Raw genomic sequence first — 6,627 nt, 5'->3', positions numbered from 1 at the left:
GGTGCAGGTGAAGAAGCGGCCCCTGTAGACGAGGTGGCAGCGCTGCTTGAGCCAGCACTTCGCGAAGACGTCCTGCACGTCGGCGTCGGAGGCGAGGGGTGCGTCCGGGGTGATGCGCTGGAAGGCGTCGATGTGCTTCACGGTGAGGTGGACACCGTGTCGTTCACAGCGCTCGGTGATGCGGGTGATGGAGCGCTCGGGCAGGGGCGCGGAGGTGTAGACGGACAGGGTCATCCGGTCGAGCCGCTCATAGACGGCGTCGGGAGCGCTCTGGGCGAGGAAGCCGTTGGTGGTGATGGACACCTGTTCGGAGATGCCGGAGGCGCGCACGGTGTCGAGCACGGCGGGCAGGTCCGGGTGGAGGAAGGGCTCGCCGCCGGTGAGCTTGAAGACGTTGGGCTTGAGCACGAGGGCCAGCCGCCGTAGGTCCTCGCCGAGTGCCTCCGGAGCCACGGCCCACGCGGGAAGGTGCGGCGACAGCGGACAGCACTGAACGCAGCGCAGGTTGCAATGCGTGGTGACGTGCGCCTCCAGGGACCAGGTGAGGACGCGGCTGTCGTGAAGCTCGTAGCGCACGGGGTGCATCCTAGCGCCCGGGGCGCTCTTCACAGAACGCGAGCACCTCCGCGAAGGGCCACTCGGTCAGGGTGCCGAAGAGCTTGTGCCCGCTGAGCTTCGCCTTCGACAGCGCGGGGCTGCTCAGGCCGCAGAGGAACCGCGCCGCCTGCCTCGGATGTCCCAGCGCCTCCGGGTGCTTCGTGACGAGGGAGCGGAACGTGGCCGCGTCCAACTGTTCGCGCAGGTCCGGACGGGGATGCGGGGGCGGCAGCACGCGGGCCACGCCGGTGCGGCAGAACGTGCAGTGTCCGCACGGCTTGTCCCGGTGCTCACCGAAGTGGGCCACCAGCGCATTGCTCTGACAGCCGTCATGCGTGACGAGTTGGAGCACCTCCCGCACCCGCGCCACCTCCTGCGCCTCGCGTTTCTGGAAGCGCTCCTGCAACAGGGCCACGAGCGCCTTCGCGTCCTCGCGCTCGCGCAGCCGCGTGTAGCGCTGGCGGGGCTCGGCCACTTGCGTCTCCGCGTAGCCCTGCTCCTGGAAGTAGTCGAGCGCCTTGATCACCCGGTCCCGCGGCTGGCCCAGCGCCTTGGACACTTCTTCCGGGTCGAACGTGTACCAGGTGCGTCCCTTCTTCGCGTGCGCGAACAGGTCCTTCACGAACTGGGCGCGCTCGCCCTGGAACTTCCCGATGAGCGCTTCCAGCGACGCTGTCGGCTGAACCTTGTAGCCCGCGTAGAACGGCGTGCCCTGGCGCAGCACGCCCTCCAGTTCCAGGTAGGTCAGCGCCGTGCGCAGCACCAATGACCGCAGGTCGTGACGGTTGCCCAGTGCGTACAGGTCCAGGTGCAGTTCGGGCCCGGCGGACAGCAGCCCCGTCACCAGGCCCTCCAGCGCCTCCGGCAGCGGCGTGTCCCCGAGCGCGAAGTTCTCCAGCGTGGGCACGTCGTCCGGGCACACCAGCAGCTCCACCACCGACAGCTTGCCGTCCCGTCCCGCTCGGCCGATCTCCTGGCTGTAGCTCTCCAGGCCCTTGGGCAGGTTGTAGTGGTACACCGCGCGCACGTCCGCCTTGTCGATGCCCATCCCGAACGCGATGGTCGCCACGACGATGTCCTTCGCGGAGGCCGTCCACGCTTCCTGCACCCGCGCGCGGTCCTCTGACTCCAGGCCTGCGTGGTAGGCGCTCGCGGGCAGCCCTTCGGCGGACAGGAGCGCCGCGATGCGCTCGGCGGTCTTCTGCAGCGTGACGTAGACGATGGTGGAGCCGGGGGGCCGTGACTTCAGCCGCTCCACCAGCAGCGCGTCGCGCATCTCCACGCCCGTGGGCGTCGTCTCCAGCGTGAGGTTGCCGCGGTAGAAGCCGGTGACGACCGCGTTCTCTTCCGGGATGTTGAAGCCCTCGCAGATGTCGTGCACGACCTGCGGCGTCGCGGTGGCGGTGAGCGCCAGGATGCGCTCGGCCTCCAGCGTCCGCGCCGCCTGCGCGAGCTTGAGGTAGTCCGGCCGGAAGTTGTGGCCCCACTCGGAGACGCAGTGCGCTTCATCCACCGCGAACAGGGAGATCCGCAGCTCGCGCAGCAGGCCCATGAAGCGCTCGTTGTTGAAGCGCTCCGGGGCGACGTAGAGCAGCTTGAGCGTCCCGTCCCGCAGGGACTCCGTCACCGCGCGCGACTCCTCCAGCGACAGCGACGAATCCAGCCGCGCCGCGCGGATGCCCTTGCGGCCGAGGGCGTCGATCTGATCCTTCATCAACGCGATGAGCGGTGACACCACCACGGTGAGTCCGTCGAGGAGCAGCGCGGGGAGCTGGTAGCACAGCGACTTGCCGCCGCCGGTGGGGAACACCGCGAGCGCGGAGCCTTCGGGCTTCAACAGCGCCGTGAGCACCTCGCGCTGTCCGGGCCGGAAGGACTCCAGCCCGAAGCGCTCCCGCAACACGACGTCCACCGCATCCTCCCGCATGTCCCGCCCTCCCCTGCTCAACGTGAAACGTGGTCCCTGCCGCGCTGAACAGCATCACTCCGTGACGCGCCACTGCGCCCGCGACGAAAGCACCTTCCGGCATCACGTCGGTGCATTCGCGCCACCGCTCGCGGTTGCCATCTTGGAAGTACCGCGCGGCGCCTCCCTCGGCCACCTGGGCGTGCGCTGCACTACGAGCGTTCCCCTGCACGGTGAGACGGCTGCTTGAACTGCCCCGAGGAGCGCGACTCTACATGAGCGTGACGTCGGCCCTTATGATGCCGCCGTCATGCCGACCCGGACTCCCGCCGCGACGCCCCAGGCAAGGACGCCCGCGCGAGGCCTGTCCGCCCGAGCGGTGGCCGACCTGCTGTGCCACGCACGCGCGACCCACGCGCTGCTGGGATCGGGGCTCGTCGTGACACTGCCGCGAAGGGTTCGGGAGGCGTGCGTGCATGAAGACGAGGACACGCTCGCCCAGCGGCTGCTGGCCGTCTGGTCCGACACCGTGCGGGCCCACGTGGAGGCGGGCACGCACGACGTGAGCTTGAGCGGCGGAGTGGACAGCGCGGCCCTCTGCGCGATGGCCGCGCGCCATGCGCCCGGGAAGGTGCGCGCGTGGACCATGGATGTTCACTTCGCGGACACGACGGAGCGGAGCAACGCGCAGCGGATGGCACGGGTCACGGGTGCGGAGTTGATGGACGTGCGCATCCCCGACGCCGTGCTCCCGGACCTCTTCGAGCGAGCGGTCATCGCCAACCAGACCGTCATCCTCAACGCCCGCGCCGTGGCGAGCTTCGCGTTCTACCTGGAGGCCCACCGGCTGGGCGCGGGCCCCGTCCTCCTGAGCGGCGCGGGCGCGGACGAAGTGCTCCGGGGCACGCCTGGCGCGATGACCTCCGCGAAGGCCCGTGTGGATGAGGACCGGGCCCTGGCCGTGGAGGTCCTGAGGCCCGACGCGCCAGCAGTCGTGGATGCCCTGAGGGAGGCGTCCCGGGACGGCGCGCGCCATCAGCGCGAGGGCCAGGCGCGCACGAAGGCCGTCTCGGAACACGGCACGCCAGCGGCTGTGGACAACTTGAGGGCGTCGTTCCGAGGCGGCGCGCGCGATCATGAAGAAGCCGCCGGAGCCCTCAGGGGGGCTGTGGACAACCTAGGAACGCCTGCGCACGGGGCCCCCGGTGGCGATCAGAGGCCAGCTCCCCACGCGGTGCCACCCGCAGGGGAAACCGGCCCCGCCCCCTCTGAAACCGGCGGTTGCGATCAACCCGTGAGCCCGCGCGGCGCGCAGCAGCCTGTGGACAACTTGAGGGGTGTTTCCGAGGGCGTGAACAGCGATCACGCCCTGCCCTCCCCCCCTGTGGACAACCTGGGGGCCGTGCTCGCGGCGCTGCCCCCTCCCTGGGATCTGACGCCGGAGGATGGGCCCGTCTCCGAAGAGCTCCGCTACGCGGAGTGGGTCCTGCGGGAGCTCATCCTCCCGCCCGAATTGAGGGGCGCCCGCGCCCAGGGCCTCACGGTCCGCACGCCCTACCTGGACGCGGGCTTCGCGGAGGCGGCCCTCGCGTTGCCGGAGTCCGTGCTGCTGCGGGACGGGTTTGGCAAGTGGCTGTTCCGGCACGCCGTTCGCTCCCTCGTGCCCGACGAGGTGCGCCTCGCACGCAAGACGCCCCGGTATGGACACACCGCGCTCTCCAGTCCGGTGCGGACGCGCTGGTTGGAGCTGTACCGCGCCTGGCTGTCCCCCGCGCGCCTGGAGCCGCTCCAGGTCATCGACTCCCAGGCCGTGTCGAAGCTGCTGGAGCGCTACACGCGCCTGTCACCCGAGGACGCGCTCGCGGGGGTGATGGATCGATTGTTGATGCGCCTCGTGTCCCTGGCCATGCTCCAGGCCCACACCGAGGCGCCCCCATCATGTCCCGAGTCCTGATCGCCACCTCGCCCGAGAAGGGCCACCTCAACCCGATGGTCGGTGTGGCCCAATGGCTGCGCCGCCTGGGACACACCGTCGGTTGGCTGTGCATCCCCGAGCCCACACCGCAGCTCGACGGCCTGGGCGTGGAGGTGCTGCACCTGCCCCACCGCGAAGCCGAGCCCCCAGGCATCGAGACGGGAGGCGAAGCCCTGGCGAAGCTGGTGTTGGATGACGTGGCCCTGGGTAAGTGGATCCGGGGCCTGCTGTTGGACACCGCCCCCGCGCTCCTGGAGCCGGTGCGTGAGGTGGTGCGCGCCTTCCGTCCCGACGTCATGACCCTGGATGGGATGCAGTACGCGGCGGTGCTCGCGGCGCACACCGAAGGCATCCCGTGGGCGGGCGTCTCCTCCGCGCTCACGCTGCTGGAGCCCCGGCCGGAGATTCCCCTGCTGCGCAACGTGCGGGCGCTCGCGGAGGACCGGCAGGCGTTGTTCCGGAGCCACGGCTTCGACGCGCGCTTCCGCACCTGCGAGTGCCTGTCGCCCCGGCTCAACATCATCTTCGCCACCGAGGCTTTCCTGGGCCCGGACGCGGGAGTGCCCCCGAACACGCTGCTCGTCGGCCCCTCGATTCCACCCGAGCCCCGAGGCGACGAGGTGTCCTTCCCGTGGGAGCGCCTGGGCGACAAGCCCGTGCTGTACGTGTCCTTCGGCAGCCAGATTTCATATCAGCCGGAGCTGTTCCGCCTCATCGCGGAGGCGGCGCGACCGCTCGGCGTGACGCTGGTGTTGTGCGCGGGGGAGCTGGCCGACACGGACTTCCCGAACACGCTGCCCGGTGACGTGGTGGCGGTGCCGTACACGCCGCAGCGGCAACTGCTGGAGCGTGCGGCTGCGTTCATCTCCCACGGCGGCGCGAACTCGGTGATGGAAGCGATGACGGCGGGCGTGCCGATGTTGCTGCTGCCGGTGTGCAACGACCAGCCGGTGCAGGCGCACTTCCTGGAGAAGTCCGGAGCGGGGCTCGCGAGGGATCCACGCCGCCTCACGGTGGAGACGTGTCGCGACGCCATCGCCCGGCTCCTCGCTCCCGCGTCACCGATGCGTGAGCGCGTGGCGGAGATCTCCCGGTCCTACCGGGCCCACGATGGGGCCAGGACCGCCGCTGAACGCATCGCCGGACTCGTCGCGTGACGTCCGTGCGCTGGAGTCCGCGCAGGCATCACCCGCCAGGCATCACTCCGCTGGAGGTGTGGAACCTCCCCGTGTTCGGCCGCGAGCTGTGGGAGCTGCTGGGCTCACCGTGGGTAGAGGAGGACCGGCGCGCGGGAGTCGCCGGCACCACGCTCACCAAGCGCCTGATGCCACCGCTGGCCGCGGCGCTCGAACTCCTGGTGGAGCGACACGCACCGGATGCCGCGTACCTGAGCGGAGGGCTGGCGGAGCTGGATGGTTTCCAGGCCGCGTTGAAGCAAGCCACAGCCCCCCTGCCCTGCCCGGTGTACCTCGCACCGACGCCACGCTTCGCACCCGTGCACGCGGGCCTGCGCCTGCTGGAGGCCCTGGGCTTCAGCGCCCCCGTCTGCGTGGACGTGGGGCAGACCAGCATCAAGTGCGCACGGCCCGGATCAACGCGCGTCTTCGAACGGGACCTGTCCGCCTTGCCGCCCCTGTTCATCGGGCAGCCAAGACCCGAGGACGGCCACCACATCCGGGACACCGTGGCGTTCATCGCGGGCGCCTTGAGCACGTTCCTCGCGGAGGACGCACGGACCGCGCCGGACGCGCTCTGCCTCGCGCTGCCGTGTCCGCTGGATGAAGACCTGACGCCAGGTGGCTGCACCTACGGCTTCGAAGGCGCGGCCTCACTCATCCCGGACATCCTCGCCCGCGCCGGCCTGCCACGAACCGGAGGACCGGTGCTCGTGCTCAACGACGCGGAGCTGGCGGCCGAATCCGCGCGGCACGACGTTCGGGTCACGGGCCCCAAGGTGCTGTGCCTATCCCTGGGCTTCGGGCCTGGAGGCGCCCTGCTCGAACGCGGTTGAGCTTGCGGAGCCGCCCTGCCCGAAGCACCGGGCCCACGCACGACCCAGGCCGGATGGCGGGGCTTCCTACCCGAATGGGCAGGTCCCCCTCCTGCCCGGTTCGCCGATGTGGCGCGCCTTCGAGCCTCTTAGTTTCAG

At 70.5% G+C, this 6,627-nt stretch carries 5 protein-coding genes; 3 read left to right on the top strand and 2 right to left on the bottom strand.

Going from position 1 to position 6,627, the window contains the following annotated elements; translation table 11 throughout:
- Together D7V93_RS06740 and D7V93_RS06735 are read right to left on the bottom strand one after the other, a co-directional pair.
- Positions 1-576, bottom strand: a 576-nt coding sequence (locus D7V93_RS06740; protein WP_120642585.1) for a radical SAM protein, incomplete at its 3' end; no start/stop codon positions are given.
- 10 nt (positions 577-586) lie between these two features.
- Complete coding sequence (locus D7V93_RS06735) at positions 587-2,524, bottom strand: RecQ family ATP-dependent DNA helicase (RefSeq protein ID WP_120642583.1); 1,938 nt, start codon at positions 2,522-2,524, stop codon at positions 587-589.
- A gap of 289 nt (positions 2,525-2,813) precedes the next feature.
- Here D7V93_RS06735 and D7V93_RS06730 point away from each other — a divergent pair, with 289 nt between their 5' ends.
- Genes D7V93_RS06730 through D7V93_RS06720 form a run of 3 tightly spaced genes read left to right on the top strand, consistent with a single transcriptional unit; the run spans position 2,814 to position 6,489 of the window.
- A complete protein-coding gene (locus D7V93_RS06730; RefSeq protein ID WP_120642582.1) occupies positions 2,814-4,457 on the top strand; it encodes an asparagine synthase-related protein in 1,644 nt (547 codons plus the stop codon).
- A complete protein-coding gene (locus tag D7V93_RS06725; protein ID WP_120642581.1) occupies positions 4,442-5,635 on the top strand; it encodes a glycosyltransferase in 1,194 nt (397 codons plus the stop codon). The genes D7V93_RS06730 and D7V93_RS06725 overlap by 16 nt, the downstream gene beginning before the upstream one ends.
- Positions 5,632-6,489: an ROK family protein gene (locus tag D7V93_RS06720; RefSeq protein WP_120642580.1), complete on the top strand. Its 858-nt coding sequence runs from the start codon at positions 5,632-5,634 to the stop codon at positions 6,487-6,489. Before D7V93_RS06725 ends, D7V93_RS06720 begins: the two co-directional genes overlap by 4 nt.
- The last annotated feature ends 138 nt before the right edge of the window (positions 6,490-6,627 follow it).

The sequence above is a fragment of the Corallococcus llansteffanensis genome (assembly GCF_003612055.1).
GTDB classification, from domain to species: Bacteria; Myxococcota; Myxococcia; order Myxococcales; family Myxococcaceae; genus Corallococcus; species Corallococcus llansteffanensis.
Note: the sequence above shows the minus strand (reverse complement) of the source record. Positions and strands in the feature narration are given on the sequence as shown.

Bases quoted from the DNA above. Each gene is read 5' to 3' on its own strand.
- D7V93_RS06725 (WP_120642581.1), top strand. From the start codon at position 4,442: ATGTCCCGAGTCCTGATCGCCACCTCGCCCGAGAAGGGCCACCTCAAC.
- D7V93_RS06735 (WP_120642583.1), bottom strand. From the start codon at position 2,524: ATGCGGGAGGATGCGGTGGACGTCGTGTTGCGGGAGCGCTTCGGGCTG.
- D7V93_RS06730 (WP_120642582.1), top strand. From the start codon at position 2,814: ATGCCGACCCGGACTCCCGCCGCGACGCCCCAGGCAAGGACGCCCGCG.